This window comes from Williamwhitmania taraxaci (genome assembly GCF_900096565.1).
In the GTDB taxonomy this organism is placed as follows: Bacteria; Bacteroidota; Bacteroidia; order Bacteroidales; family Williamwhitmaniaceae; genus Williamwhitmania; species Williamwhitmania taraxaci.
The window spans coordinates 1-24411 of sequence record NZ_FMYP01000035.1 but is presented as its reverse complement, the minus strand read 5'-3'; the positions used below and the strand labels follow the sequence as shown (position 1 = coordinate 24411).

Annotated in this window: 28 protein-coding genes; 24 read left to right on the top strand and 4 right to left on the bottom strand. The window is 47.6% G+C overall.

Translation table 11 applies throughout. The features are described 5' to 3' along the window. Positions 1 to 30 precede the first annotated feature (30 nt). The 24 genes from BLS65_RS10200 to BLS65_RS10090 all read left to right on the top strand — a co-directional run bounded on the left by BLS65_RS10200 (position 31) and on the right by BLS65_RS10090 (position 16106). Positions 31 to 1125 (top strand): head maturation protease, ClpP-related, encoded by a 1095-nt coding sequence (locus BLS65_RS10200; RefSeq protein WP_092438605.1) that lies wholly within the window; start codon positions 31 to 33, stop codon positions 1123 to 1125. Positions 1126 to 1138: 13 nt separating this feature from the next. Further along, positions 1139 to 2194, top strand: coding sequence for a hypothetical protein (locus tag BLS65_RS10195; protein ID WP_092438603.1), 1056 nt, complete (start codon positions 1139 to 1141; stop codon positions 2192 to 2194). Positions 2195 to 2200: 6 nt separating this feature from the next. Further along, positions 2201 to 2440 (top strand): hypothetical protein, encoded by a 240-nt coding sequence (locus BLS65_RS10190; RefSeq protein WP_092438601.1) that lies wholly within the window; start codon positions 2201 to 2203, stop codon positions 2438 to 2440. 8 nt (positions 2441 to 2448) lie between these two features. Further along, entirely contained in the window at positions 2449 to 2901 is a 453-nt protein-coding gene (locus BLS65_RS10185; protein ID WP_092438599.1) for a hypothetical protein, read from the top strand. After that, positions 2901 to 4172 (top strand): DUF2586 family protein, encoded by a 1272-nt coding sequence (locus BLS65_RS10180; protein WP_092438597.1) that lies wholly within the window; start codon positions 2901 to 2903, stop codon positions 4170 to 4172. Before BLS65_RS10185 ends, BLS65_RS10180 begins: the two co-directional genes overlap by 1 nt. Next, on the top strand, positions 4172 to 4591 hold the full coding sequence (locus tag BLS65_RS10175; protein ID WP_092438595.1) for a hypothetical protein: 420 nt from the start codon (positions 4172 to 4174) through the stop codon (positions 4589 to 4591). Before BLS65_RS10180 ends, BLS65_RS10175 begins: the two co-directional genes overlap by 1 nt. Before the next feature lie 14 nt (positions 4592 to 4605). Further along, on the top strand, positions 4606 to 4953 hold the full coding sequence (locus tag BLS65_RS10170; protein WP_092438593.1) for a hypothetical protein: 348 nt from the start codon (positions 4606 to 4608) through the stop codon (positions 4951 to 4953). Between the two features lie 20 nt (positions 4954 to 4973). Beyond that, positions 4974 to 5177, top strand: coding sequence for a hypothetical protein (locus BLS65_RS10165; protein WP_212590531.1), 204 nt, complete (start codon positions 4974 to 4976; stop codon positions 5175 to 5177). Next, positions 5159 to 5827, top strand: a complete 669-nt coding sequence (locus tag BLS65_RS10160) for a DUF6046 domain-containing protein (RefSeq protein WP_092438589.1) — start codon at positions 5159 to 5161, stop codon at positions 5825 to 5827. The genes BLS65_RS10165 and BLS65_RS10160 overlap by 19 nt, the downstream gene beginning before the upstream one ends. 16 nt (positions 5828 to 5843) lie before the next feature. After that, complete coding sequence (locus BLS65_RS10155; RefSeq protein WP_125869832.1) at positions 5844 to 6788, top strand: hypothetical protein; 945 nt, start codon at positions 5844 to 5846, stop codon at positions 6786 to 6788. Beyond that, positions 6785 to 7351 carry a hypothetical protein gene (locus tag BLS65_RS10150; protein WP_092438585.1) on the top strand — a complete coding sequence of 189 codons (567 nt, stop codon included), beginning with the start codon at positions 6785 to 6787 and terminating at the stop codon, positions 7349 to 7351. The genes BLS65_RS10155 and BLS65_RS10150 overlap by 4 nt, the downstream gene beginning before the upstream one ends. Then, positions 7351 to 7644 (top strand): hypothetical protein, encoded by a 294-nt coding sequence (locus tag BLS65_RS10145; protein ID WP_092438583.1) that lies wholly within the window; start codon positions 7351 to 7353, stop codon positions 7642 to 7644. Before BLS65_RS10150 ends, BLS65_RS10145 begins: the two co-directional genes overlap by 1 nt. Positions 7645 to 7732: 88 nt before the next feature. Beyond that, positions 7733 to 8170 carry a glycoside hydrolase family 19 protein gene (locus BLS65_RS10140; RefSeq protein WP_212590530.1) on the top strand — a complete coding sequence of 146 codons (438 nt, stop codon included), beginning with the start codon at positions 7733 to 7735 and terminating at the stop codon, positions 8168 to 8170. 12 nt (positions 8171 to 8182) lie between these two features. Continuing rightward, positions 8183 to 8413 (top strand): hypothetical protein, encoded by a 231-nt coding sequence (locus BLS65_RS10135; RefSeq protein WP_092438579.1) that lies wholly within the window; start codon positions 8183 to 8185, stop codon positions 8411 to 8413. Next, entirely contained in the window at positions 8410 to 8952 is a 543-nt protein-coding gene (locus BLS65_RS10130; protein ID WP_092438577.1) for a hypothetical protein, read from the top strand. Before BLS65_RS10135 ends, BLS65_RS10130 begins: the two co-directional genes overlap by 4 nt. Further along, positions 8953 to 9249: a LysM peptidoglycan-binding domain-containing protein gene (locus BLS65_RS10125; RefSeq protein WP_092438575.1), complete on the top strand. Its 297-nt coding sequence runs from the start codon at positions 8953 to 8955 to the stop codon at positions 9247 to 9249. Positions 9250 to 9252: 3 nt separating this feature from the next. After that, complete coding sequence (locus BLS65_RS10120; protein WP_092438573.1) at positions 9253 to 10128, top strand: hypothetical protein; 876 nt, start codon at positions 9253 to 9255, stop codon at positions 10126 to 10128. Beyond that, positions 10125 to 10664, top strand: coding sequence for a hypothetical protein (locus BLS65_RS10115; RefSeq protein WP_092438571.1), 540 nt, complete (start codon positions 10125 to 10127; stop codon positions 10662 to 10664). The genes BLS65_RS10120 and BLS65_RS10115 overlap by 4 nt, the downstream gene beginning before the upstream one ends. 11 nt (positions 10665 to 10675) lie before the next feature. Further along, positions 10676 to 11509, top strand: coding sequence for a hypothetical protein (locus tag BLS65_RS10110; RefSeq protein ID WP_125869831.1), 834 nt, complete (start codon positions 10676 to 10678; stop codon positions 11507 to 11509). A 65-nt stretch (positions 11510 to 11574) separates the two neighbouring features. After that, positions 11575 to 12528 carry a tail fiber protein gene (locus tag BLS65_RS10105; RefSeq protein WP_092438567.1) on the top strand — a complete coding sequence of 318 codons (954 nt, stop codon included), beginning with the start codon at positions 11575 to 11577 and terminating at the stop codon, positions 12526 to 12528. A gap of 7 nt (positions 12529 to 12535) precedes the next feature. Further along, on the top strand, positions 12536 to 12862 hold the full coding sequence (locus BLS65_RS10100) for a hypothetical protein (RefSeq protein ID WP_092438565.1): 327 nt from the start codon (positions 12536 to 12538) through the stop codon (positions 12860 to 12862). Between the two features lies 1 nt (position 12863). Then, complete coding sequence (locus BLS65_RS10095) at positions 12864 to 14597, top strand: hypothetical protein (protein ID WP_092438563.1); 1734 nt, start codon at positions 12864 to 12866, stop codon at positions 14595 to 14597. After that, positions 14594 to 14839 carry a hypothetical protein gene (locus BLS65_RS17985; RefSeq protein ID WP_125869829.1) on the top strand — a complete coding sequence of 82 codons (246 nt, stop codon included), beginning with the start codon at positions 14594 to 14596 and terminating at the stop codon, positions 14837 to 14839. Before BLS65_RS10095 ends, BLS65_RS17985 begins: the two co-directional genes overlap by 4 nt. Positions 14840 to 15005: 166 nt before the next feature. Next, entirely contained in the window at positions 15006 to 16106 is a 1101-nt protein-coding gene (locus BLS65_RS10090) for a DNA adenine methylase (RefSeq protein ID WP_092438658.1), read from the top strand. Here BLS65_RS10090 and BLS65_RS10085 read toward each other — a convergent pair. The 4 genes from BLS65_RS10085 to BLS65_RS10070 form a co-directional block, all read right to left on the bottom strand. Further along, the gene (locus BLS65_RS10085) at positions 16042 to 16656 is read right to left on the bottom strand and encodes an OmpH/Skp family outer membrane protein (RefSeq protein ID WP_092438561.1); all 615 of its coding nucleotides are present in this window, start codon (positions 16654 to 16656) and stop codon (positions 16042 to 16044) included. The genes BLS65_RS10090 and BLS65_RS10085 overlap by 65 nt on opposite strands. 261 nt (positions 16657 to 16917) lie before the next feature. Next, positions 16918 to 17898 (bottom strand): PorP/SprF family type IX secretion system membrane protein, encoded by a 981-nt coding sequence (locus tag BLS65_RS10080; protein ID WP_262507985.1) that lies wholly within the window; start codon positions 17896 to 17898, stop codon positions 16918 to 16920. A 96-nt stretch (positions 17899 to 17994) separates the two neighbouring features. Beyond that, the gene (locus tag BLS65_RS10075; protein WP_092438557.1) at positions 17995 to 24042 is read right to left on the bottom strand and encodes a PKD domain-containing protein; all 6048 of its coding nucleotides are present in this window, start codon (positions 24040 to 24042) and stop codon (positions 17995 to 17997) included. A gap of 23 nt (positions 24043 to 24065) precedes the next feature. After that, positions 24066 to 24411: IS30 family transposase (locus tag BLS65_RS10070; protein ID WP_125869828.1), on the bottom strand; the 346-nt coding region annotated here is incomplete at its 5' end.

Here is a 24411-nt window from a genome sequence, read left to right as displayed (position 1 = left end):
TCTTGCAGCATCATACCAACGCAACGATGCATGTTTAAGGTCGAAAAACTATCTCAGAAAGCAGTTATCACGGTTTATGGTTTTGTAGGCGGGTATTACCTCGACTACCGAAATGTTTCGGCAGCGCTGGAGGATGTTTCTATGGCCGGCTACTCAAAGCTTGATTTTCGCATTCACACCTACGGGGGAACCGTTTTTGATGGAAACCTGATCTACAACTTTATTGCCGGCTTTAAGGGTGAAGTGGATATATACATTGATGGCGTAGCGGCCTCCATGGGATCGGTCATAATTATGGCTGGCGTTCGAATTCACATTGCAGAGAATGGTTTTATAATGATCCACTGCCCGCAAGGCGGAAGTTACGGAACGGCCAAAGTTTTAATTCAAGGGGCCAAGCTGCTTACCTCTATGGAGAAAAACTTTAAGCAGAAGGTACTGACGCGAACGGGAAGGCCAGCGGAAGAGGTTGACGCATTATTTGATGGAACAGACCACTGGTTTGATGCGGACGAGGCCATTGCCTGGAAGCTTGCCGATGATAAGTTTAGCGCAAAAGTAGCAAACATTCCAGCGCTGAATTCGGACGAGGCCTCACAGCTGGGAGCGCAGGCGGTTTACGATCGCTACACGGCCGCCCTTACTACGGAACACCAAATACCCAAAAATAAGATGAACAAGGAAGATTTGATCAAGCGCTACGCGCTTACTGGCGTTACGGCTCAGAGCACCGACGAGGAGGTGTTGGCCGCTATCGATGCCAAGATTAAGGCGGGTAACGATACCGCCAAGGCCGTTACCACCAAGGCTATTGAGGCCTCAGTAGACAAGGCCATTGAGGAAAAGAAGATCACCACAGAGCAGCGTGCCAGCTACGTTGCTAGGGGTGAAAAGCTTGGAATCGAAGAGTTAAATGCAGTTCTGGGTGATATTAAGGCATACCAGCCAATTACATCGCAGCTGCACCAGGGTGGACCCTCCGCACAAGCGCTAGACCGAAAGGGTTGGACGTGGAATGACTACCAATCCAAGGCTCCTCGAGCACTGGAAGAGATGACCACAAAAGACCCAAAAACCTTCAAGGCGCTATACCGCGAAGAATTTGGGGTTGAACCAGAAATTTAATCTTAAAAAAAGTATGAGGAAGTTTTTTTTCAGTTTAGTTGGCTCCCTGCTAATCATAGTATCAGCAGGTGCAGCGGCGCCGATGTTCGGCGTAAATCCTATCCACGTCATGGGGGTAGGCGGCTTTTTATCCCTATTCCCTTCCGGTATTGCCGGAGTATTGCCGGCTACGGTATTCAAGGAGGTGTGGACCAAGGCCGTTAAGGAAGCGCTTAGCACTTCTGAGGTTGCCACCTTCTTGGATGGCATTGAAGACTTCAGCCAGTATGTGTCCAACGCAGGCGATGAGGCCCAGGTAATTCACATGGTATATATGGGCGTGGAACCTGACGTCTTAATTAATAACACCACGTATCCAATACCCGTTCAAGAGCTCGGCGAGGAAGACATTACAATCTCGCTTGACAAGTATGTTACCAAGGTAACCCCAATCACTGACGATGAGCTGTATGCCCTTTCTTACGACAAGATTTCGACGGTAAAGAATAAGCACGCGAAGGCAATGGCTAAGAATAAGTTTAAAAAGGCAATCCACGCGCTGTCTCCGTCGGGAAATACAGCAGCAATGCCAGTTTTACTAACTACCGGCCCTAATGATGGTACTGGTCGCAAGCGATTAATATGGGATGACCTTGTGATGCTTAAGCGAAAACTCGACGATTTGGAGGTAAACGATTTGGGCCGTAGGTTGGTGTTGTGCAACGATCACGTTAATGACCTATTGCTGCTTGACCAGAAGTTTAAGGATCAATTTTTCAACGCTGCAAATGGTAAACCGTTTAGCCAGCTAGGATTTGACTTCTACAGTTACGTGGCCAACCCTTACTACAACCCAACAACGAAGGTTAAGCTTTCATTTGGCGCCGTCCCTGCAGCGACAGACCGCCGGGCATCTGTATTCTTCTCTTTGGATAGAGCGGCCAAGGCAAGTGGATGGACAAAAATGTATTACTCTGCCGCGTCAACTGATCCACAAAACCAACGAAACCTTGTAAACTTTCGCAACTACTACATAGTAATGCCAACAAGGGAAGAGGCTCGTGGTGCAATTATTTCTGCAAACGTGTAGCAATAAATGAGTCAGACCCCTGCCCCGGACGATATCATAGATAAGAGCAAGCTCTCCCAGCGGGAGCTGCTCATCCTCCTTTCAGATAAGGTGGATAGCATGATAAAAAACGACGATAAGCAAAAGGCGGATTACATAGATCTGCTCGTTCGAGTTACCAAAGTGGAAACGCACATGAAGGTAATTGCGGCTGCGTGGGGGGTGGCTTCTATTGTAATATCGATCATTATTAATCTTCTCAAATAATTCAGGTAATGAATCCAGAAGAAAAAGACAACGGTACTACCACAAAAACAGGTGGAGAAACCAATCAAGGTGCAACGCCTCCGACCGATAACGGTGAGGAGGGAACGAAAGAAACCAACATTCCACCCAAAAAAGAAGGCAAGGATAAGGCTAACACACCTCCTGCAGATAAAGGGAAGGGGAAAGCGGATGAAAAGGCCGCTGAAGGTAAAGGCACCGGGAATAAAGCCGGTGAGGAATCAGCCGCTTCGGCTACCGAATCTTATTCTGCTCAAAAAAGGGCAGCAGCAAAGCAAGAGCTGGAGATGATGGATAAGCTAAAGGTGAAAACCCTATTTAAGAATAGCAAGGGGGAGTATTTCACCGTTGAGAACCTTGCCCATCTTTCGGAAACAAAGAAGGAAAATATCAAGACGGTAAATCGGGCTGAGCTGATTGCTGTCGCTAATACTGCTGAATAATGAGCATCAGGGGATTCGAACTAAGCAAGGGAACCGTAGGCGTTAGCGCAAGCGACCTGGAGGATAATATCTGTGGGTTGCTGGTTAACGGTCCTGAAGTTGTGGCCTCGGAGGGTATTTCCGGCGTGGTTAACGGAACGGTTTACCCCCTCACCAAGGTGAAGGATGCGGAGGGATTAGGCATTACGCAGGCCTACGATACCGCGAATGCCGTGCAAGTTTACCGCCACATTTCGGAGTTCTACCGTATGGCTGGCGAAGGAACAAAGCTGTATCTCTTGGTAGCCCCGGCAGCCAAGACCATGAAGGAAACTATTGAGGCGTATGGCCAAGCGCTTATTATTGCCTCAAAGGGCTCCATTTTCTACATCGGTGTTGCCCACAACCCTGCCGCGGCCTATGTTCCTACCTACGTTGATGGGTTGGAATCGGTTGTTCGGGAGGCCCTTGCTCCGGCACAAGCGCTCCACGACTGGAGCTGGAATACCGATAGGCCGGTTAATGTCTTCCTCGAAGGCAGAGGCCTTAATGCTGTTGGTGCAGCGGCACTCGATCTGCGCAGCATTACTAACGGAGCGGCAGCCTTGATAGGAACGCATATTAGCGTTTGTATAGGTCAGGATTATGGCTACGCAGCCACCCTTACCGGTGCTGGGCAGAAATTTGCGGACGTGGGAACGCTGCTGGGCACAAAGGCTCTGGTGGGCGTTAACCGAAGCGTTGGCGAGGTAGAAAGCCTTGATATTAGCAGCGCAACTAAAAATCGCTGGCTCTCGGCAGGGCTTAGCAACCACAAAACCATCGAGGAGATGGATGCTGACCTTAGCGATTTTGATGCAAAGGGTTACATTTTCGCTATTGCCTATACCGGGATTTCCGGTTACCGATGGAGCGGGGATCCTGTTTGCGCTCCTATCCTGGTAGACGATGACGGCTACATCTCCGTGGCAACGATTGGGCAAGGGGCATCCCTGAACAAGGCTGCACGGTTGCTACGCAAGAAGCTGCTGCCAAAGGTTAAGTCCACCGTTCCGATAGATAGTTCAACTGGGCTTCTGCCTACCGGAATTATCAAGTATTTCGAAGGGTTGGGCAATGAGGCCTTCAATAACATGGCCAATGCGGGAGAGATTAGCGATGGAAAAACCATTGTTGATCCAAACTCCCAGCTGCTCTCCGGTGATAAAGCTCTCCTGGTATCCTTTGAGCTTGTTCCAACCGCCTCTATCGAGAAAATTAAAGGAACCATAAACCTCAAAACCACGCTGTAATGTCGTTGATAAAGAGAAATGGCAGGGCGTACGATAGCGGTGATGTTTACATTGCCATTTTCGGTCGCATTGATTACGAGGTAACAGAGTTTACCTACGCCACCGATCAGGAGCATCAAGCCAACCATAGCCTGGGCTCTAATAAAATGACGAGCTACTCCATGGGGAAGATAAGCAATACCGCAACCATTACCCTTCGGCTGGTCTCCATCAGTATTTTGGAAAAGGCGGTTGGCGGAGCTATCCTATCCATTAAACCATTCCACATTAACGTAACCTACGTGAACGACGATAACGACATCGTGAACGATACCCTTTTGGTGAAATTTCAAAGCCAAGGCAGGGATGTTGGTGGGGATATGGACCTTAAAAAACAGTTCACGCTGTTTGTGCTGGACATTGATTACAATAACGTTTAAATACCATTTAAATAGTGAGTAAAGAAGGAAAAGTAATTCTACCTGATGGTGTAACACCGGAGCAGGTAGCCGCATGGAAAGAGCGCTACGGAGACGATAAGGTAAAAATGGCCGGTCTTCCCAAAGACGATGACGCTACCGATTTTCTGAATGTAATCTGCCGCGTTCCAGATCGAAAAACGGTTGCAGAGTTCGAAAAATGGATTGATCGAAGCCCGGACAAGGCAAAGGATATCCTGATTAACGCCTGCATACTCACCAGCAAGGAGGAGATTAAGGCCAACGATGGGCTTTACTTCGCCGCGGTGGATGCCGTGACCAAACTTTTACCGATTAGGAGCGCGATCATAAAAAACTTGTAAAAGGCTATCCACCCATTGACTTGGTGGACGATGGGGATAGCCTTACAAGGCAAAATGCCAACTACATAAGAAAGGGTAATGCGCTGATAAGTTTCTATCTGCACATACCCTTTCCTGAAGAGTTGGATGATGATGCCTGGATGGAGAAGTATAGGCAGGTAGAATACCTAGCTGAAGTTGGATTACTCGGAGTTAAGACAAACAGATGGGACAAGTTAACCTAAACAGCATTATTGCACGCTATCAGCACAGCTTTGGCTATGTGGCAGCCAACGTAGCCATGATTGCAGCCAACCGACTTTGGGGTAAACTTTACCCCATACCGTTGATCAGTAGACCCACCATAGCAGGAAGCGGCGATGAGGAAACTCAGCTATTTTCAGCAGGGGATGCCAGCTTTGCGGATATGCTATTCACCAACAATAAGAGCGGAAACACCTATGGTTTTGGCTCCTACAGCCTAAATGCATCCAACATTTTTTATGGTCAGGACGGCTGCTGTTTAGCCCCACCACCAATGGTAACCTTTAGCCGGAGCAAAAATGTTGTTCGCACGGCCATTGACCGAAGCGAAACCGAAGTAATTGAGCATTTCGGGTTAAAGCCTTGGTCGATTAAGCTACAGGGGATACTGATTGATCTTTCCGATCACCAATACCCTCAGCAGCTGGTAAGCAAGTTAAACCAAATGTTTAGCGAATGGGGAACCTACCAAGCAGAGGGGCAGCTGTTCCTTGATTTAGGCATCACCGATGTTTTTTTTGATGCTGATTTTGAGATATCGTTTGTTGAAGGGTTTGCCGATACGGTAAAGTTTACCGTATCGGCCATTTCAACGCAACCGGTAAACTTTACCGCGGTGGGCTATGTATAGGGAGCCATGCTGCAGGGTGAGAATAGGAACGGACGCAAAATACCTTGAGTTCAACTCCGTGAATAAGGTTGAGATTGAAGAAAGCGTAAAAACCCTTGGAAATAAGGCAACCCTTACCTTGCCGCGCAACTACAGCAAGTTTAGGGACAAAAGTATCCTTGATCTGCTTAAGTCCGGCGATCAGGTGAGCATCTGGCTTGGGTATGATGGCGATCCGCAGCAAGAATTCAAGGGCTACCTGCAGGAAATAGAGAGCGGTGCTCCGCTGGTGCTCCACGTGGATGATGAGTTTTATCCCTTTAAGCGCAATACCTTTAAAAAGGCGTGGAAAACAATAACGCTCAAGGAACTACTCCAGTTCGTTGCTCCAGGGCTGAAAATTGTTTGTCCGGAGGTTAACCTGGGCCAGTTTGAAATTGAGAATGCGTCAACATTCCGAGTATTGATTTCGCTCCAGGAGCAATACGGGTTTTACACCAGCCTAACCGATGGAACACTTACTTGCCTATGGCCATTTAAGGTTGGCATGTCTGAAAAGACACACACCTACACCTTCTACACGCCAACGGTAAAGAATAACTCCCTCAAATACCATAGGGCCGATGACGTAAAGGTGCACGTGAGGGCAACCTCCAACTTGCGCAACGGAAAGAAGCCTATTATGTATGAGACCGGGAGTAAGGAGCATGATTCGAGCCTTTTCGAAATAAAGATTCCTGGAGCGACCCTTGACGAGTTGAAAAAGTTTGCGGATGCCAAGCTACAGCAGCTTTGCTTCGATGGCTATAGTGGCACTATTTCTGGATTCGGTACACCCAGAACACACGCGGGAGATACAATTCAAATCGTCGATACCGAGGAACCGGATAGGCAAGGCAACTACCTCGTTGATTCGGTAAAGATCACCTACGATTTAACGCAGGGTTTTGAGCGCGAAAACACGTTAAGCTATAAGGTATGAGCATAGAAGCGGTAATAGCCTCAGCAATACGAAAGGCTGTAAGCAGCTCCATTCCGGTATTGGTTACCGAGGGTGTGGTTTTGGCGGTTGATCGCTCCGCCAGAACCTGCGATGTAGAGCGGGATGGGAAAACAGAATTGTTCGCGGTCAGGCTCAATGCTTTTTTGGAGGCAGGTGACGAAGTGATTACCATCTACCCCAAGATTGGCAGCAAGGTGCTGTGCGTAATGGTTGAAAACGACAAAACCGATACTTACATACTCGCCTCTACCGATATTGAGGAGGTAAGCGGAAAAATAGGCGGGATAAAGGTTGAGTGGACCATTGATGGCTTTGTCTTTAATGATGGACTTCTTGGCGGTATGGTTAAGCCTATGGAATTAAAGACTCAGCTGGATAAACTAACCGCCCGCGTTGATGGTATTATCAGCGCAATAACCAGCGGAGTTCCCATTGCCCAGGATGGAGGTATAGCCTTGCAGCAAACCATTGTAGCATCCCTGAATACACTTATCGATAAGGAAGATTTTTCGAGGATCGAAAACGAAAAGGTAAAACACTAATGAAGCGCAACGGAATACTGATTGGTGAAGATGGTGATCTGCTTATTGGAAATGGCAGCCTTCTGGTTGGCGATAGCAATGAACAGCACGTGGATGCCATTATATCCGCAAGCAAGGGCGAGTTTAAGGAGTTTCCAGCATTGGGTGTTGGCGTCGTAAACTACCTCAAAAAGCAGAGTGTAAGCCTGGAGTCGATCAAGCGCGAGATTACCGTTAACCTAAAGGCTGATGGCTATAAGGCCAACGGCTTTAGCATAACCAGCACCGGCGAGTTTAACCTAACATTTGAGTGAAATGATAACAAAGGAAATTTTAAAAAGTATTTGTCCCAGGACCCGTTTGATCACGGTTGCCCAATACGTCTCTTCGCTAAACCTATTTATGGCGAACTTTGAGATTAGTACCCCGCTCCGAATAAGGCACTTTATCGCTCAGCTGGCGCACGAAAGCGGCTCGTTTCAATACGTTCGCGAGATTGCAAGCGGTAATGCCTACGAGGGGCGCAAGGACTTAGGAAACGTAAACGCTGGCGATGGGGTGAAATTCAAGGGCCGGGGGCTTATCCAAATCACCGGTCGCGCCAACTACGAAAAGTGCAGCCTAGCCCTGTTTGGCGATAGGCGCCTGCTGGATAATCCCGAGCTGCTTGAGCTTCCGGATAACGCTGTAAAATCCGCTGCATGGTTTTGGCAATCACACGGGCTAAATGCCCTAGCCGACAAGGACGATATTAGGGCCATCACCAAAAGGATTAATGGTGGGTATAACGGGCTTGTCGACCGTATGGCCTTCTACGATATTGCTAAAACTAGTATTTAAAACCGTCACACCATGAAAAAGATAGTTCAACGCTTTAGAGCCAAAACCCCTCTACTATTTCGGCGTGTCCGAAATGTGTCGCTGGCCATTTCGGGAGCATCTACCGCAGCGGCCGTATTCTACAGCCAGCTACCGGTTGAGATGGTCTCTTTTGTCCCAGCATGGTTCATAAAGGCCTTCGCCATTACCGGTATTGCTACAGCATTCCTGGCACAGCTAACTAAGGTGGACGCGAGCGTATGAAGTGGCGCTGGTTGTTAGCCCTTGTGGTGCTCCTTGCCGGGGTACTTGCGGGTTGGAAGCTAAAGCCAACCCCAGCCCCCTACCCGGTGACCGTAACCAAAACGGTTACGCTGCCCGGTGATAGCATACCCTACCCCGTAGCCGTGGCCGTGCCTATCCCGCGCGACAGCGTGGTGATCGATACCCTTTGGCGCGACGTGGACACGGTAGCCATTCTCCGACGGTTCTTTACGCAGTATACCTACAACGACACCATTCGCGACAGCTCGTTTGTGGCAATACTTCGGGAGGTTGTGGCGCAGAACCAAATTGTGGAGCGGCAGCTATCGGTTCAAAACCTAAGGTCAACCGCGGTGACCTATACCACTACCGTTGAAACGCCACCGCCGCGCTGGTATGTCGGGGGATTTGCAAGCTACGGCGACCAACCATCGGCCGGTATTACGCTACTATACGCACGAAAAAATAACGCCGTTGGCATTACCGCCGATCCGTTTAACCGGAGCGCTGGGGTAGTGTGGCTTCACGCAATACGATAGATGAACGCAGTAAGGGTAGAACCAGGACAAAACCTGCTCGACTTGGCCGTGCAGCACTACGGCACGGTGGAACAGGTGCTCAGCCTAGCGCTTGCCAACGGGCTTAGCCCCACCCAAGCGCTGGTCGCGGGTGAGGAGGTGTCCGTTGGCTTACCGGTGAACAGGGCCGTGGCCAGCCTTTACGCCGTGAACGGCATTAAGCCGGCTACCGCCATTACCCAAGCCGAGGAGCTGCAAACGATTTCCGATGAGGGAGTTGAGTTTTGGGCAATTGAGGAAGATTTTATTATTAGCTAGACTATGGCACGAACGATAGCACAGATTAAAACAGAAATTACCACGGCCTTTACGGCGGACGAAACGGTGGCTGCCCGGTATGGCTTTACCAAGGGGGTGGCCTTTGAGGATACCTTCTCCAAGGTTAGCCTGGAGAGCATCCTGTTTTTCGTGGTGGCCGCGGCCATGTGGACGCTCGAAAGCCTTTTCGACATCCATAAAAAGGAGGTGGCCGAGTTGCTTGATACCAAAAAGCCGCACCGCCTCAAGTGGTATCGCGATAAAGCCCTTGCCTTTCAGCTGGGGCGGTCGCTGGAGCCAGACACCGACACCTACGCCGAACTAGTGGACAGCGAAAGGGTAGTTCGGTACGCCTCCGCGGTGGAGTATCAAGGCCGCCTTTACATCAAGCTGGCCAAGGGCAGCGGCGATAAGCAACCGCTCAGCGGAGCCGAGCAAACCGCCGTTACCGCCTACTTTTCAGAGATTAAGGACGCGGGGGTAGTGCTGGAGGTGGTGAACGAGCCCGCCGATCACATGCGGCTGTCTATGGACATATACTACGACCCGATGGTGTTTGCCCCCTCTGGGCTTCGCCTGGACACCGGGGAGGACGCGGTGCGCAACGCCATAAAAAGCTATTTGCAAAACTTACCGTTCAACGGGGAGTACCGAAACTCCGCACTGGTGGATCGGCTTCAGGCGCTGGACGGGGTGGTTATCCCGGAGCTGCGCGAGGCCTTGACGGTTTCCGATGCCGATTACCAAGCAGCCACAGGTGCTAAGCCATGGACAGGCATACAGGCCAAGTCGCTCCCGGTGTCTGGTTACTACAAAATATACGAGGAGAGCAACCTCGTGCTGGCCTTTAAGGCTTACCAAACCATTGAGAGCGTATGAGCAAGGTTTATGAGGTTGACTTTAAACGGCTGGTGGTGCTTTTGCTGCCGACCTTCCTGCGCAAGCCCCTGCTGTATGCGCTGCTGAAGGCAATGGCACGGCCAGTGGTTAGCACCCATACGGCCTTTATGGCTGCACGTCGACAGGCGCTCTACAAAGCTAACCACACCGGGCAGGTGTGCTACCTGCGCGGCTGCCTAAACGATGCCTTCGACGCGGAGCAACGCCGGTTATACATATCCGACGCCGAATCCCTGGGCTGGTGCATTCTCTATAAAAAAGAAACTTTTCCCCCTGAAGGGAAGGGCAAGCCGATTATCCTCACCGTTGGTGCCAAGCAAAGCAAAACGCTTGTATTTGCCGACGGTAAAGGTGCCCGGTTTGTTTCCAAGCAGGGAAGCGTGGGCGCAGTTGGCGCTGACTTTGCCGTAATGGTGCCCATGGCCCTTCGCGGCCGCATTGACGAAAGCCGCATTGTATCGCTGGTGAACTTTTACAAGCTAGCCAGCAAGCGCTACATGATTCAATACTTTTAAAAAATGGTGCAATGAACAGAATAGACTTACTCAAGTACCCGCAGTTTCCCATGAGCTCGGAAACGCTGGCCTTTCTTCAGGACATGGTTACGCTCACGGCCAAGCTATCCAGCATTGGCGGTAACACCTACATTCTTGAGGGGTGTGAGCTGTTGTCGGGCAATAGGGTGAGCCCAGGAACGCTGGTGATTAACGGAGAAGTGCTGCCCTTTACCGGAGGCCTAACCACCTCCAACGTAAGTATTCAGGAGAGCAAGGATAGCGTTCAGGTGTATGACGAAACCTACGCCGACCTATACATGAACAGGACGGCTGTGGCCTCTACTGGCAGCGGCTCAATTCCGTGGAGCAGCTTTCAGCGCCTGCCCAGCCTTGCGTCCATGGCGCAGAGCCTTGCCAGCTTGGATACCGCCCTTACCGGGCACATTACCGACCACACCGTGGCGTGGGATAAGGTTAGCGGTAAGCCTGCAACTTTCTCTCCAGCGGCGCATAATCACGCCTGGTCTGCTATTTCGGAAAAACCGACCACCTTCCCGCCATCGGCGCACAGCCACGCGGCTGGACCTGTTTTTATTGGATGGACAAATTGGCAAGGGGGTCCGGCAAACCCGCAGGGTGATGGCATGATCCAGGTAGTAGTAACCAAAATTCAAGAGGGGTGTTACAAAATAACGCACAACCTTGGGCATGTGCGCTACATTGTTCTTGGAGGATCAGGAGTTAATTCGAAGGTGAGTATTCGCTCGATGTATGACATCAATGCGAACGACTGCATGATCGTGTGCTCTGACGACGGGAGCGCAAATGACTGTAACCTCTACTTTACTATCATAACCATGTAGGAGCAAGACCATTTTCCTGAGGTCAGGAAAATGATAGCACCATACTTTACCAAAATAACAATGTAATGGCTGTTACTGATAAAAATCAAATTAAAGCCTGGTTTAAGCGCGGTTTAAAACCGCTTGCAAGCCAGTTTGAAGCGTGGCTGGATAGCTACTGGCACAGGGAGGATGCAATACCCACCTCTTCCGTAGATGGGCTAAACGAGATCCTTATCCGTAAAATGGATAACGATGCTGCCGCGGCCATGATTACGGAGGCGATTGGTAACATCTCGCTACCGGAGGGCACCTTAGAGGCGAAGGGTATTGTGAAGTTGTCTAATACTCCCGGACAATCGGATGCTGAGGCCGCAACGCCCAAACTCGTGGGGATGATGAGCGAATCGGCGGTGAACGCCTTTCGTGGCGAGGTATATACCCGCTCGGAAACCGACGGAGTGGCTGCTACCAAGTCAGCGGAGGTAGCCACCGCCCTGCGCGATGGGGTGCCGGCAGAGGGTGATACACTCAAGAAGCTGCATGACCTCATCAGCTTGCTCCAAAGCCTAGTTTCCTCCGACGATGTGAACCTCGATACGGTAAATGAAATTGTGACTTTCATCAAGAATAACAAGGACGTCATCGACACCATTGCCACCAATAAGGTAAACGTTGCCGACATTGTAGACAACCTTACTAGCAGCGATACCAACAAGCCACTTTCGGCCAACCAAGGGAGAGTGCTCGCGCAGCTGCTTTCCTCTACCTCCAGCACCATACGCTTGGCGGTTGGCTTCTCGGTATCTACCGAGGCAGTGACCTACTTTCCCGCAGCGGCCACGGTTAGTAAGCTCTCGTGGAATGCCGCCGATATTGCCACGGTGCAGGTAAGCGTGGATGGAGGCGCGCTATCACCCGTAACTAGCGGTGCAGCCATAAGCCTTGTGGTGGCCAGCGGGGCACCGCTGCTGCTGAAAATTACTTACGCTTCCGGAAAAACCACCGGCAGCATACTGTTGAACGGAACCTATAATTAACAAAAGTATGGAAGCAACTATTGATAAAACAAAAACATTCTCCGAGCAAGCGCCGGAGGTGCAACAGGCCCTTGTAGCGGCATTCTATGGCGCTGCGCTGTTTGAGCCAAACGAGGCTGTTAAGCAGGAGGTTGCAGCCAACGGGCAGCTCGGGCAGGAAGTAGCCATTGCGGAGGCCTCGCGTAAAACAACCTTCGACGTGTTCGCACGCCCAAGGCTGCTGGTGGTGACCTTTGACGGGTTTACCCTGCTGGCAGAGCGCGTTTACATTGATGCGTCTACCTGCTGGAGAATGGACAGGGAAGTATTTACCTTAATTGAGGAGGAGCAGTAACATGGCCTACGCATTAGACTTTCAAAGGGTTTGGATAAACACCAATACTAACTACTGCTACGTTGATAGCTGGGGAGGCGATGACCTTACCGGCAACGGAACCAGCCAGAAGCCTTTCGCATCGATAAACAAGGCGAACTCCACCATGGTCTCCGAGATTGTCTGTAGAGGGGTATTCTCAGAACAGGTCTCCTCCATCAAAAGATTTATTGCCGACAGGTTTGGCGAAGCGCTGTATGACGGCAAGGGACAGTACACAATTGTAGGTGGAATTCTTGGATCCAACGTTAATGTAGAGAAGAATGGTTTAATTTATCTCAATTCGCTAGCGAGTAGCGGGATTGCCTATGGCGCTATCCATGGAAGCGTAGTCATTAACGTTGTTGTTGCGAATATTCTTGACGCAGCCACAATGGATATCCACAAGTTTTCGGTTATTCGAGCCGTGAAAATGGTGAACCAAAATGAGGTTGCGGTGCAGGTTAACGGGGTTATCAACAATCTGTATTTGGATATGCCAAACGCGGTGAGGCGAAACCTCGCCACAATGGTGGTCAGCAGATGTCTCTACGATAACTGCCGCATTTACCTTGATGTAAACGCAACGCTCGCGGCCAGCAGCAAGATGGACACCTGTCTTTTTCGGGCTAGTTGCACGTTTTGGGCGCGCAGCGCAGACGGTAGCGCGGACATTCGCATTGATGCCGATGGCCAAACCGCTGCCCAGAAGTATGCAGCCGTGCAAAGCTGGTTCAGCAATGGCGCAGCTGCCACTGGCTACTCCAAACTGCCGTGGGTTGCTTGCCAAATTACCGACAACCGCATTGTGAACGCTCCGGACGGGGTAACGGATGGCTACGCCCTCGACTATAGCCTAATTTACGGAACAAAGGAGGCGCAGCCCGCCTGCTGGATGGACGGCGGCAAGCACATTGGCCCATTCCCCCCGGCAGTAAAAATTGACTTTAAGGAAACCGCCAACCTTACCGCCTCCCCCTATGAGGTAGAGGTAAGGCCAACAGATAAGCTAACCATTGCCAACGGTAGGGTTAGCCTGAACCCTGACTTTTCCGGAGCCGTGCTGTACTCCAAGGCCATGCCCATGCCCGGAAATTACGTAAACTTCAATGGGGTTAACGTTCCCTTTGTATGCAACAGCGGAACGAGAGGCGTTTTTCTAACGCCAGCGGAGCTGCTCAGCCTAGAGGAGGCAGCTAAAGTAGCGGTAACAGTTGGCGGTGTAGCGCTGGAAAACAATAAGGTTTACGTTGTGAAGTGTGATGACGGTACTTACGTAAGTTACCGCGGGTTTGTATACACGCAGGGAACTGTGATTACGGGGTATGACAACACCTCGCAAGCAACTCTAGGTGGCGCTGGTGCAGCCTATCTTTACCCTATCCGTCGCCCAGTGGTGTTCTCAACCGTTCAGGTGAAGGTGTGGGAGAATGGTAGCCTGCCCGCCGATTTCTTAACCAATGACGCCGCCTACCCTTACCTAACCTCCCCCGCGATGAGTACACCGGGCGATAAGGCTATGGAGACAGGGCTAAGGTGCCTTAGGGTGGGCAATATACCGGCTGGCGCAATAGACGTAGGCACGGACGGCAGGCCGCTCACGAACGCACACCCGGAATACTACTCCGCTGCCAACACCGGCCGGTTAAAGTTTCCAATCCGTGCATCGTGGGTAGCGCTAAAAATTACGATTAACTCAATATTTAACCAACAATGATGCTGCTGGGCACAAGCTTGGGCGTAACTACGCCATCCGTAAGAGCTAGGGATGAGGGTTCGCTGGCCTTGCTTGGCGCAAGCCTAAGCGTAGCCACCCCCTCGGTAAGGGGAAGGGATGAAGGTTCGCTGGCCTTGCTTGGCGCATCGCTTGGTATTACCATAGGGGATGTTCCGACGGGTGGTTTTGTCCAGGTAACTGATCTGATTAGCGGAGCCTGCACGCTGACGTCTACCGGGTAGAGCAGTATTGAATTGTTGGGGAAAAAGAAGCCCCTGTCTTATACCAGCGTATCTCACGCGCTAATAATTAAAGGTGCTAACACACCACGACAGAGGCTAAGGCCTTTGTTCGGTGTGTTAGCACCTTTTTATTTTAGACTTTGAGATGGTGCAAAGATTCAAAACAATGAACAAAAAGAATTACACATCCGCGCCGCTCCCGTTTATGGGGCAAAAGCGGAGGTTTGTAGGTGAGTTTAAGCGTGCGCTTAGGGAATTCCCGGAGGGAGTCGTATTTATTGACCTGTTTGGCGGTAGCGGGTTGCTGTCCCACATTGCCAAGCAGGAGCGCCCCAGCGCAAGAGTGGTATACAACGACTTTGATGGCTACACTGCGCGGATAAGCAATGTGGAAAAAACAAACAGAATTCTACAGAAGCTGCGGGTTATTGTTGCCGATATTCCTACGGATAAGAAGATTCCAAAGGAGGTGTGCTCCCGAATTTTCAGCGTATTGGAGGAAGAGGAGAAGGGTGGCTGTGTTGATTATGTCACACTTTCGTCATCGCTGCTCTTTTCAATGAAGTATGCGACAGGGTTGGACGAAATGAGGAAGTCTACGCTTTATAACTGCGTGCGCAAATCCGATTATACAGCAGTAGGTTACCTAGACGGAGTTGAGACGGTTTGCAGCGATTACAGCCTGCTGTTTGAGCAGTATAAAAACCAACCAGGTGTGGTGTTCTTTGTAGACCCGCCCTACCTTTCAACGGAAGTAGGCGTTTATAGCTGCTGCTGGAAGCTATCCAACTACCTTGATGTGCTCAAGGTGCTGCGCAATACCTCCTTTTTTTACTTCACATCAACCAAAAGCAATATTGAGGAGCTGCTGCAGTGGGTAGAGCAAAACTTAAACTCCGAAAACCCGCTGAGCGGAAGCACCAGGTGTTTGTTAACGGCCTACACGGGCAATAATGTCACCTTTACAGATGTGATGCACTACAAGGTAACAACGACCAGTCTACCAGTTGAGATTAAAACAACGTATAAAAGTCGTTTAATTCGTTTTAAACGATATTTAAACTACACTTGTGTGTGTAGAAAAAGTGCACAATTCGTTTTAGATTTGTGCACTTTTTGTTTTGGCGATTATACATCCCATAAAACCAAAAAAGCCCAAGACACATGCTTGGGCTTTTCAGTTTTCGAAGAAATATTTCGACTTACTTTGTTTCCTTTTTATTATTGGTATAGTTCTCATTCAGACCAACAATTACATCTTTGGTAATATTTAGCCCCTTGTCGGCAAAGAGCACTGGACCACCAAAACTATGGCTTACAACGAAACTGTATTTCTTATTCTGATTATAAACAACCAGATACTCCATAATACTATTAAGGACGTTGCGATTCATAACCTGTTCTTCTTCACCAAGTTCGTTACGAAGTTGCTCGCGCAACTGGTAAATCTCCTGCTGTTTTACTTGCAAACCTTGTTGCATCTGTTCTGCCTGCGAGCGGGTAACTAAGCCCTTTTGAACCTTATCTTGAAATTCTCCGGCTTCCTTTTCAAAGGACTTCGCCTTTACATTAAATTGAGCCTCTTTCTCCTTACCCTTCTTTTCCAAGTCAGCCTTTAGATCGGAAAACATGTGATAATTGCTAATTAAGCTATCGATTTCAACATAAACCACCTCACCTGCTTTAGCAGAAAAGTTTCCGGTAGTATCCGCTTGGCTCAGCGAAGAGTTGCCCGCTTTACCCGTAAAGTAAAGAACATAAAGGACAACAACTGCTACTGCAAGTAAAATGTTACTGATTAGTGATACTTTTTTCATGGGAATAAATTTGTTTTAACTTATTGGCTTTACTTTTAATTACAACACATCAAGATTCTCATTTCGCTGCAAATAACCTCCTGCATAAAACAAGTGAAAAATCCTTACATTAATCACCTAGGCTATACACTACAACTAAACTTTCGACGTGATTACTACTAAAAACAGATCTCAAGCGATAATTGCGGAGACAATTACTGATGCAAAAATAGACGATTACAGATGAAAGACAAGTTTAGAACAAACTTTTTCCAAATTAAATTAAAATTCGGGGCAAGGAACCGCTGCCCACTTCTTTTTTGCTGTAATTGCAAATTCGTAAACCAAAGAAATTTCGTGAGATCCACCGGTCTGATAGCCTAGTTTTGAGATAGTAGCATCGTAACTATACCCAACTTGGAAACCATTCATTCGATAACCCACCATAAAGACCATGGCATCGCTTCCTGGCATTTTCTTAAAGAAAGGTATACCTCTATACCACACACCAGCAATTAATGGTTTTCGATACCAATAAAGACCCATGTCGAGCTGTTTAAAGTCCGCCTGTTGTTTGTAGTGAAAAGCAAACGACACACTTTCGTCGGCAGGGCGAAACTGTATACCGGCTAAAACCAGCCGCATTCCTCCATATACAGACAACCGAAGGGGCGCCCTGGCCGTATTTCCAGTGAACGATCGATTAGGCTCCAACAAATGATCGACTGTGGCGCCAGACCAGAATACGCTATTGAAAACGATTAGAGACGAGGAAGCATCCACATCCTGCACGCCATCCTTGCCTGGAAAGGGATTAACGGACGAACCGGGATTAGGGCTGGACGTTAACTGATCACCAAAAATGAGCTTTGAATAATCAATTGACCGTTGGGTAAAATAAAAGCCTACCCCCGGTCGAAGATTCCACTCCGGACTGATTTTTATAAGATAAGAGTATGCCAGTCCAAGATTCGTTAAACTTAACCGCGAACTACCTGCCACATCGCGCATAAAGTAAAACCCTACGCCGGAGTTAAAGAGTGGAAAATTCCGATCATAGGCAGCCGACAGTGTGACAAATTTTCCCGGAATTGCAGCCCACTGGTCTCTAAAATTTAAACTAAACCGGCTATCTCTAACCCCTCCAGCAAAAGAGGGAGCCAATAACATTGGAGTAGAATAAAACTGAGAGAACTGTGGATCTTGTGCCATGGCCCTCGTTCCATTGAAAAAAATGGAAATCAAAGCAACGAGCACGACCATGTATATCCTTAACCAATGTATTTTCTGTATGACCAATAATTTTTTCATTTGAAAATAGTAATGCAAGTCTAAAATTAATAGTTTTTTTTTAATTGTTTAGCGAATTAATGTTACATCACCAATTTTCTCAAATGATTGTCCATTCGTAAAGCGCCCCACTGCCTTCCAAACATAGACATCTGGATCGCACAACTTTTCCTTATAGTAACCATCCCAACCAATCTTAACATCCTTACTCTCAAAAACCTGCTCTCCCCACCGGTTATATATCCGTAATATATAAACGCTTACACCTTCCCACACTGGATGAAACACTTGATTTTGGAAATCAACATCCGAGTAAGCACCACCAGTAGGTCCGGTGATATTTGGAGTAAACGCATTGGGATAAGCTAGTTTACCCTGTCCTATTACCCGCACAGCAGCGGTTATTGTGGTATCGTCTACACAGTTCCCTTCGTTAGGATCTGTCCACACCGTCAACTTTACGTCATATGCACCAAGTTTCGAGTAGCGATGAACAGGATCTTTGTCGTTACTGGAACTTCCAGCATCATCAAAATCCCATTGATATCGGGAAGAAAACTTCGATGTATTGAAGAAGTGAGCATCGGCCTCGGGCAAAAGCAATTCTTCAGGATTAATTTTAAAGTCGGCGATTGGATTTTGGAAAGCCCTAAGGGTATTATACTTATAGGCAAGACCGCCATCACCAAAAACAGTGAGCTTCGAATTGTAATACCCCGCAGTTGTATACGTGTGTATTGGTTCTGACTCCGTAGATGTATTACCATCACCAAAATCCCATTCAACACGATCGAAGTATGACGAGTTGTTATAAAAATGCACTAAGAAAGGTGCACAAGCAGAAGAAGCATCCGAAGTATAAAGGGCAATAGGTTGAGCAGGCAAGAGATATACAAAGCGGTGAACGGAATCCTTACAACGTCCATTGTCTGATTCAAGAATTACTTCATACCTAAAACCATCAGCCTTAAGTCCCCACTTAGTGTAAGTATACGTCCCCAAATCCTTTACATTCCTGACCTGACCATCGCCCATGCTCCATTTATAGGTCCAGCTGGCAGCTGCAGGTTTAGTCAGATTAGTAAAACCAAAGGTTGCATCTGGAAATATCTTTAGTGGAGGAACAATCTCAAAAGCAGCAATCGGTGCAGCATAAACGGTCACATTCACAGTTGTATCGTGTGCACAGTTATACTGACTCTCAGCACTTAATTTAACAGCAAAAACCCTATCACTCTCCGTATTATTTACAAAACGGTGTGTTGGATTTTCGATACCTGTTAATTGGCCATCGTCAAAATTCCAGGTGTAATAGTAAGCATTCAAACTTGTATTTGCCAAAGTTACGGTCAACGGATTACACCCTGGTGCGATAGGGTTAAAAGCCGCCCTAACCATTGGATAGGTATATACCATTTGCGATGTACTATCCTTGCAACCATAGGCCGTTTCGGTATTTAACTTTAGTAAATAACCAGCAATATCGGACGATACATTTTGATATGGATGAATAATATTGCCTGCATTGGGAGTTATCAAATCGGGTGTACCATCACCAAAATCGTAAGTATAGGTCAACCCCGTTCCCTTCGAAATATTCTGAAGTTCAAAGTTGAACGGAGCGCAAGCAACCGATGGGCTAACAAACTTAAAGCCAGCAAAAGGCTTTGGATAAACAGTAATTAATTTCTTAATAGAATCGACGCATCCATGTTCCGAAGTAGCTGTAAGCGTAGCTTCATAATCCTTATTTAATGTGAAACTATTATTAAAATAGATTGTGGATGGATTCGGATCAAGCGTACTCACCAAGTTCCCAAAATCCCACTTATATGTAGCTGTTCCATTGTAAGAATTAGTTGTATTCGCAAAATTTACAGTAAGAGGCTGACAACCTGTACTATTTAAGTTAAACCCGGGATATACACGCGGATATACATTTACCACTTTGGTAACTGTTGCATTACAGGTGGGATCTCCCGTATAGTACGTTTGTAACGTTAATATATCGGGTTGGAGCGATGGTGGTGCAATGGTGGGGTTAGTTAGCGTAATAGTGCCGGGACTCCCAACATTAGAAAAAGGTGGATTGCCATTTACCTTCCAACTATAGCCGTAAGAAGATGAAACCGTTAGGTTTTCCAGATTAAGAGTGAGCGGTGAGCAACCGCCCCTAGTATTGAGCGCAAAATCGGCCTCCACTAGAGGATGTACTGTAATATTTGTTTCAAGCGAGTCGCGACAACCAAAAACGGTCTCTACAACGAGTTTCATAGGGTATACTACATCACTAACAGTGCTACTATTGACAAATCTATGCAACAACGGATTCTCATCCCTAGCAGAACTACCATCCCCAAAGGTCCAGAAATAGGAGTCGGGCTTAGTGACCGATCCAGTGAGCACTGACGCGTTTGAAAAGGTAAGGTCAAAAGGATTACAGCCTGTCTGAGACAGTGGGGTAAAAATAGCATCCACCTCAGGGTAAACCTGAACCATACGAACCATTTTTTCGTTGCAAACAGGATGGGTATTGCCCACCGTAAGAGTGAGTGGTATGTTTTGAACAGCACCAGTCTTGTTTTCATAGAAATGCCTAAATACTGATGTGACGCTATTCGTGGTGGAGTCTGTAGTTCCATCGCCCTGCCAATCCCAATTATAAAAAGAATTTCCGCTCCACAGTTTATTATCTACATTAAACGACAGCGGTGAGCAGCCAAATACTTTGTCGATAGCAAAATTGGGATCAACCTTGGCATACACAGTCACAGGAAGGTCTACATCATCTTTACATCCAAAATCAGAAAGAGCAAATAATTTTGCAGTGTAAGTAACATCAACACCAGTGGTATTCACGTACTCATGGATGGGGTCTTTAGTGACAGAACTCCCGAAATCTCCGAAATCCCAATTAAAAATAGTGGCCGTAGAATTTCCATTGTAGGTAAAGCCAACTAACAGTGGGGTACAACCAGCTAACTGATCTCGTACAAAACTTGCATGAACTTCAGGATAAACGGTAATCGGCCTGGTTAGAATGCTTGTACATCCGCCCTCGTTGGTAAGCGTGAGCGTTAGGTTGGGAGTTATAGGAGCAACGCTAGGCGGTGCATTTAAATATGTATGTGAGTGATCGCCAGTAGTGTTACTAAGAGCAGTTCCATCGTCATAATTCCAACTGTAGTTGGTTAAAAGACCACTTCTAGAGTTGTTGTCGATTAATATTTTAAAGGGAGAACAATAGCGAGGAGTGTCTACCGAAAAATCGGCCTTAATTAGAGAATAAATGGTCAAGGCCCTAGCAACCGAATCCTTACAACCACGTGGTGTGGTAAGCACGAGGCTTACATTTGGATTAATGGAAGAGTATGTAAGATTGGTGTAAGTATGCAGCGGATTATCCAAACTGTAGGTTCCACCATCGCCAAAGGCCCAAGAGTAGGTCACGGGGTTTGTGGTTGTGGACGATCCAAATTGAACAGCGTGAGGTGTGCAGAAAGCGGTGTCAGGAGGAAGAGGAAGAGGAATTCCGGCATGAACCTCGGCATAGGTGGTTACCTGCTTGGTCATGGACGAAATACACCCATCACTATTGGTTACTGTTAGTGTTAGATTATTTACGATATCGGCAGTAGAAACAGGATTTAAATTATTGTAGGTCAATGAATAGTTTCCCGGTGCAGTTGGACTAGCAGGCTGCGGTCCAGCACCAAAGTTGGACAGGGTCCAAGTGTTAATTTGGCCTGTAGCCTTATTGGTAAAACCTACAGTCAACGGAGAACACCCCGCTGCCTTATCGATGTCGAAATCGGCCTTAATGTAGGCAGACACGGTTATGACTTTAGATGCGGTATCCTTGCAACCAAAGGGGCTGGTTGCTATAAGTTGCATAGTATATGGTGTATTTATGGAAGCCAGATTGGTATATTTATGCGAAACTGGATTTGTGTTTGCCATGTTCTCCGTTACCCCATCACCATATTCCCAAAGGTATGTATCGGCGGTGTTTGTGGTAGAGGTGTTTGTAAAATTAACCGTTTTAGGGGAGCAATGTGGGAGAGCATAATCGTCGGTAAACGCCGCATTCATACTAGGGTATACCAGAATATCTTTTGTGTAGATTGCGGCACATGCGTCGGCATTCTTCACAAGCAACTCTACATGATAGGTTATGGGAAGTGCCGTATTATTCTGAAAGGTATGTGGGTAAACCCCGCCAATTTTTGGATCGGGGAACGTTATTGAAGCGTCGGTATCATAAATCTCATAAGCAGAGCCATCCCCAAAGTCCCACCGCCAGTATGCAACGCCAATGGAATTATCCTTAAAGTTCACGGTAAGCGGTGCGCAGCCAACCACCTTATCGGCAGAAAAATTGGCCTCGAGCTTAGTGGAAACGGCTACCGTTATAAAAGCAGAATCTCTCATTTCACAAGCCCCCTCTACAATTACCTTGTACTGCGTAGTTAACTCAGGATTAGCAAAGGGATTAAAAATAGTATCGTTGCTAAGTTTAATACCTGGAGTCCACTTAAAATTGGTTCCACCAGTAGCAAACAGTTGAACAGGCACTCCATAGCAAGTTTTCAAAACATTGGCTGCGGTACCCGCCACCACCGCCGCAATCTTCAGTTCATTATAATCGGAAAAGTAACCATACATACAGCCAGTTCCACCCCCTCCATTAACAATTCCAAGGTGGAACAGATCTTCTGTATTTCGTAATAAATGCTGGGTTTGAGTAATTTGAGCAAGTGTAAAAGGGCCAAACCGAGCGGCCTTCCATTTTGTTACAGGGCCAGGCACCGTTAGGAAGGCTAGCGGATTAAACAGCGCTGTAGCAGCGGCAGCGCTTCCATCCAACTCGAACTTGCCCTCCGCTCCATCTCTCACCATAAGGTTGATAAAGAAACTCTGGGAGTTGGCACGGGTAAAGGCAACTTGGGTACTTCCCGTACATATATTTATTGGGGGTAGTATTGCACCACCTTGCTCACAACCAAAACCACCAATATGAAAGACATATATTGGATGCGTAATATCCGAGGTAATCCGCATAGTGGCTTGTGGATCGGGAAAGGGCACATACTGCTGTTGGCCTGCGTTGAGAGTATAGTTAAGAACAGTTGCCCCATATCTTACGGTCACATTGGTACCATCCACCGTGGCAGTAATATAGATATGATCCTTAGTTGTCAGTTGGCTACGAATGGCTATATAATCCCATCCAATAATACTAGTTGGCACGAGCTGGTCTCCTACAACATCATAACATCCACCCGTGGTGTGGTTAATTGAGTCATCTTTTAGCGTAATGGCAATGGGTTTGCTTGAAGTAACCTTAGTCCCACCAATATGCGCTGCAGCAGTAATACCTTTGGCTTTCGGAAAAACAGAAAATGTTTGTCCACGATTCAATATTACTGAATAGGTAGACCCTGCAGTGATTACAGTATTTAACAACCCATAAGCGGCATCTATAGGAGGCGTAATAGAAACAACGGTTCCGTCTTCGGTTGCCACTATATCTATGGCCGAATAGGCAGGCGGATTGTGGGCAACATTGGGTGTTTGGTTCTGAAATGGCGTGTAGAATTCCGTCCCAAGCGCGTTTTTCCCTTTTAGTGCCCAAATATCAGAATTGTTCAGATTTCCAACTTCATAATAAGCCGTAATAACGTTGGTTGAAGTAATGTGTAGACCTATATTATTAATCCCACTAGCATTATATGCTTTATTCTCAATCACATTGGCCTCGCCTGGCTCCCCTGCCACGGCAGGAACTTTTCGAACAAATGGAGCCATATCAACGCTTTGTGTAGTATTTGGCAACATATTCACCACAATATCTTTAAATCCTCCAGGATTCAAAGTAGGATGAAACTGATTGGCAGGCATACTAATAGTAACCGTTGCGGGGAAAGCCATTGTTGAAAGACGGAAATTCGCAGGAACCCCGCCTGGAAAGTTATGTGCCCACGTAATTTCGGGAACCACAAACCAAAAATCCTTATCCGTTTGACCAAACGACCGTAACGAGCTACCAAAAAATAAGAAGAGAAAAATAGAGAAAATTATTTTCCCAATGCTATTTGAAATACCTACCCTATTCATGATTTTGTTATTAAAAGCAAGATTCAACTCACAAATGCAACTTGGGTTAACTGATTATATGTTAAGAGGGGAGAGATAAACCCTAGCCTTTTTCTAGGCCGACTGTTAAGAATATCTTCGACCCACTGAACCTGCTCTTGTGTTATCGTTTTAAAGTCCGTTTTCTTCGGGAAATACTGCCTTACCAAGCGGTTTGCATTCTCGTTAGCGCCGCGCTCCCAGCTGTGGTATGGCCGTGCAAAGTAAAAATTTATTTGCAACTTTTCGGCAATAACCTGATGTGCTGCAAACTCCTTTCCATTATCAGCGGTAATAGTGTGCATTTGGTGTGCCAACGGGGATAGCGCCTCCACTGCAGCAGCGGTAACC

What these genes read in the sequence shown, in the direction of transcription:
- BLS65_RS10180 (WP_092438597.1), top strand. Translation starts at nt 2,901, where the DNA reads ATGAGCATCAGGGGATTCGAACTAAGCAAGGGAACCGTAGGCGTTAGC.
- BLS65_RS10130 (WP_092438577.1), top strand. Translation starts at nt 8,410, where the DNA reads ATGAAGTGGCGCTGGTTGTTAGCCCTTGTGGTGCTCCTTGCCGGGGTA.
- BLS65_RS10075 (WP_092438557.1), bottom strand. Translation starts at nt 24,042, where the DNA reads ATGAATAGGGTAGGTATTTCAAATAGCATTGGGAAAATAATTTTCTCT.
- BLS65_RS10125 (WP_092438575.1), top strand. Translation starts at nt 8,953, where the DNA reads ATGAACGCAGTAAGGGTAGAACCAGGACAAAACCTGCTCGACTTGGCC.
- BLS65_RS10185 (WP_092438599.1), top strand. Translation starts at nt 2,449, where the DNA reads ATGAATCCAGAAGAAAAAGACAACGGTACTACCACAAAAACAGGTGGA.
- BLS65_RS10140 (WP_212590530.1), top strand. Translation starts at nt 7,733, where the DNA reads ATGGCGAACTTTGAGATTAGTACCCCGCTCCGAATAAGGCACTTTATC.
- BLS65_RS10175 (WP_092438595.1), top strand. Translation starts at nt 4,172, where the DNA reads ATGTCGTTGATAAAGAGAAATGGCAGGGCGTACGATAGCGGTGATGTT.
- BLS65_RS10160 (WP_092438589.1), top strand. Translation starts at nt 5,159, where the DNA reads ATGGGACAAGTTAACCTAAACAGCATTATTGCACGCTATCAGCACAGC.
- BLS65_RS10195 (WP_092438603.1), top strand. Translation starts at nt 1,139, where the DNA reads ATGAGGAAGTTTTTTTTCAGTTTAGTTGGCTCCCTGCTAATCATAGTA.
- BLS65_RS10120 (WP_092438573.1), top strand. Translation starts at nt 9,253, where the DNA reads ATGGCACGAACGATAGCACAGATTAAAACAGAAATTACCACGGCCTTT.
- BLS65_RS10135 (WP_092438579.1), top strand. Translation starts at nt 8,183, where the DNA reads ATGAAAAAGATAGTTCAACGCTTTAGAGCCAAAACCCCTCTACTATTT.
- BLS65_RS10110 (WP_125869831.1), top strand. Translation starts at nt 10,676, where the DNA reads ATGAACAGAATAGACTTACTCAAGTACCCGCAGTTTCCCATGAGCTCG.
- BLS65_RS10090 (WP_092438658.1), top strand. Translation starts at nt 15,006, where the DNA reads ATGAACAAAAAGAATTACACATCCGCGCCGCTCCCGTTTATGGGGCAA.
- BLS65_RS10100 (WP_092438565.1), top strand. Translation starts at nt 12,536, where the DNA reads ATGGAAGCAACTATTGATAAAACAAAAACATTCTCCGAGCAAGCGCCG.
- BLS65_RS10105 (WP_092438567.1), top strand. Translation starts at nt 11,575, where the DNA reads ATGGCTGTTACTGATAAAAATCAAATTAAAGCCTGGTTTAAGCGCGGT.
- BLS65_RS10200 (WP_092438605.1), top strand. Translation starts at nt 31, where the DNA reads ATGTTTAAGGTCGAAAAACTATCTCAGAAAGCAGTTATCACGGTTTAT.
- BLS65_RS10190 (WP_092438601.1), top strand. Translation starts at nt 2,201, where the DNA reads ATGAGTCAGACCCCTGCCCCGGACGATATCATAGATAAGAGCAAGCTC.
- BLS65_RS17985 (WP_125869829.1), top strand. Translation starts at nt 14,594, where the DNA reads ATGATGCTGCTGGGCACAAGCTTGGGCGTAACTACGCCATCCGTAAGA.
- BLS65_RS10150 (WP_092438585.1), top strand. Translation starts at nt 6,785, where the DNA reads ATGAGCATAGAAGCGGTAATAGCCTCAGCAATACGAAAGGCTGTAAGC.
- BLS65_RS10145 (WP_092438583.1), top strand. Translation starts at nt 7,351, where the DNA reads ATGAAGCGCAACGGAATACTGATTGGTGAAGATGGTGATCTGCTTATT.
- BLS65_RS10085 (WP_092438561.1), bottom strand. Translation starts at nt 16,656, where the DNA reads ATGAAAAAAGTATCACTAATCAGTAACATTTTACTTGCAGTAGCAGTT.
- BLS65_RS10080 (WP_262507985.1), bottom strand. Translation starts at nt 17,898, where the DNA reads ATGGTCGTGCTCGTTGCTTTGATTTCCATTTTTTTCAATGGAACGAGG.
- BLS65_RS10115 (WP_092438571.1), top strand. Translation starts at nt 10,125, where the DNA reads ATGAGCAAGGTTTATGAGGTTGACTTTAAACGGCTGGTGGTGCTTTTG.
- BLS65_RS10095 (WP_092438563.1), top strand. Translation starts at nt 12,864, where the DNA reads ATGGCCTACGCATTAGACTTTCAAAGGGTTTGGATAAACACCAATACT.